This window comes from Stenotrophomonas sp. PS02301 (assembly GCF_029959485.1).
In the GTDB taxonomy this organism is placed as follows: domain Bacteria; phylum Pseudomonadota; class Gammaproteobacteria; order Xanthomonadales; family Xanthomonadaceae; genus Stenotrophomonas; species Stenotrophomonas maltophilia_Z.
In genome coordinates this window covers 1-2253 of sequence record NZ_JASCOO010000185.1, presented here as the reverse complement: position 1 = coordinate 2253, position 2253 = coordinate 1, and the positions used below count along the sequence as shown (strand labels likewise).

Here is a 2253-nt window from a genome sequence, read left to right as displayed (position 1 = left end):
AGCTCAGCCTCGACGCCCTGCAGATCCTGGATGCCATCGACCGCCGCGGCTCGTTCGCCGCGGCCGGCAAGGCCCTGCACAAGGTGCCCTCGACCATCTCCTACACGGTCTCCAAGCTGGAAGAGGACCTGGGCGTGCAGCTGTTCGATCGGGTGGGCCCGCGCGCGCACCTGACCCCGGCCGGGGAGGCGTTGCTGGAGGAGGGCCGCCATCTGCTGCGGGCGGCGCGGGAGCTGGAGATGCGGGTGCGGCGGGTAGCCTCCGGCTGGGAGGCCGAACTGACCGTGGCGGTCGACTCGATGTTCGTGCCGGCGCTGCTGGCCGAGGACGTGCGCGCGTTCACTGCGGTGGCCGAACAGACCCGGATGCGGCTGATCAGTGAATCGCTGTCAGGCACCTGGGAGGCACTGCTGGACCGGCGCGCGGACCTGCTGGTCGGCGCGGCGGGCGAGGGGCCCAGTGGCGGGGGCTATGTGGTCGAGCCGATGGGCGTGGTGCGTTTCGTGTTCGCGGTGGCGCCCTCGCATCCGCTGGCGGCCGCGTCCGAGCCGCTGGGCCGTGAGTCGTTGGCCGCCCACTGTGCGATCGCCGTGGCCGATTCGGCGCGGCGGCTGCTGCCGCGCACGGTCGGCCTGCTGATGGGGCAGGAGACCGTCACCGTGCCGGACATGGTCAGCAAGTTCCGCCTGCAATGTGCCGGGCTTGGTTTCGGTTTCCTGCCCGAGCCCTACGTGCAGCAGGCGGTGCGCGATGGCCGGCTGGTGATCAGGCAGGTCGAGGAGCCCAAGCCGGACGAGACGTTCTGGCTGGCCTGGCGCACCGGCGAGGAGGGAGCCGCGCTGAAGTGGTGGCGTGAGCGGATGCAGCAGCCGGCGGTGTTGGCGGGGTGGTGGCCGACGATGGAAGGCTGGCTGGGCTAGCCAGCCGCCGGGGCCAACCTGAATCCTGGCCTCGCTGTCATCGGATGGTCATACGGATGCGATAGAGCGGCGCGGAGCGGATCGGTAACCTGCCCGACTCGATTGGTTTTTCCGACTCTGCCCATGAAGCGCTTGCTGCTGTTGCTGCTGGCCGGGGCTGGCCTGTGGCTGGCTGCGTGCTCCTCCTTGACCTCCACCGCCGCCTCGACCTCGTTGAGTGATCGGCTGATCGCGCCCGGTGGTGTGTCCACCCTGCTGGACACCGCGCGCATTGCCGACGCGGTGGACAGCGTCCCCAACCGGCATGGTCTCGTGACCGGCCGCGCCGGCGTGCCGATCTTCTGGCGGGCCTTCGACCCGGGCCAGTACGGGGTGCGCTACCACTACCTGCCCCAGCCGCACGACAACGGCGAGCCGCTGCGCACCGGCATGGCGCTGGACCTGCCGCATCCGTTCCAGCCGCAGGCGCCGCGCGGCACGGTGGTGCTGCTGCACGGCTGGATGATGAACGGTGACGCGATGCTGCCGTGGTCGCTGCAATTGGCGCAGTCGGGCTACCGCGTGGTCACCATCGACCTGCGCAATCACGGTCATTCCGGCGCCGGCCCGTCCGGTTACGGGACATTCGAATCGGATGATGTGGTCGATGTCATCGCTGCGCTGAGGGCACGCGGGGAGGTGGTCGGGCCGCTGTATCTTTTCGGCGTTTCCTACGGCGCCGCCACCGCGCTGTTCACCGCCGACAAGCTCGGCGACCAGGTCACCGGCGTGGTGGCGATGGAATCCTTCGCCAATGCCGGCGATGCGATCCGCAGCATGATCCCGCACCTGATGTCGCTGCAGCCGACCGCCTGGAAGGCGCAGGCCATGGCCGCCTATGGGCGCTGGCGCTACGGTGGGCAGGATATCGACCAGGTGATCGCCGCCGCCAGCCAGCGCCTGGATCTGGACCTGGACCATGTCGATGTCACCCGCGCGCTGGCGGACAGCCGCGCTTGCGTGCTGCTGCTGCACGGCCAGGACGATCAGCATGTGCCGGTCGGGCAGGGCCGTCGCCTGGCCGCCGCCAGCCCGCGCGTGCACTACATCGAGATGCGGGGCGAAGACCACATCACCCTGCCGCTGCGCGTGGATCTGCTGGCCGGCGTGGTGGATGACTGGCTGGCGCACGACGCCCATGCCGGTGGCGACTGCCCGGCGCCGGAACTGCCGGGCGAAGCGGATCTGATGGCGATGCAGGCAGCCCAGGCCGACGCACCGCAGGGATGAACTCCCGGTAGTGCCGGCCGCTGGCCGGCTCCACGCGATCGTCCAGCATCCATGAGAGCCGGCC

At 70.2% G+C, this 2253-nt stretch carries 2 protein-coding genes; both read left to right on the top strand.

Going from position 1 to position 2253, the window contains the following annotated elements:
• A partial coding sequence (locus tag QMX81_RS20790) for a LysR family transcriptional regulator (protein ID WP_282264369.1) occupies positions 1 to 920 on the top strand: 920 nt, incomplete at its 5' end.
• Positions 921 to 1043: 123 nt separating this feature from the next.
• The gene (locus QMX81_RS20785; RefSeq protein WP_282264368.1) at positions 1044 to 2189 is read left to right on the top strand and encodes an alpha/beta fold hydrolase; all 1146 of its coding nucleotides are present in this window, start codon (positions 1044 to 1046) and stop codon (positions 2187 to 2189) included.
• Positions 2190 to 2253 lie beyond the last annotated feature (64 nt).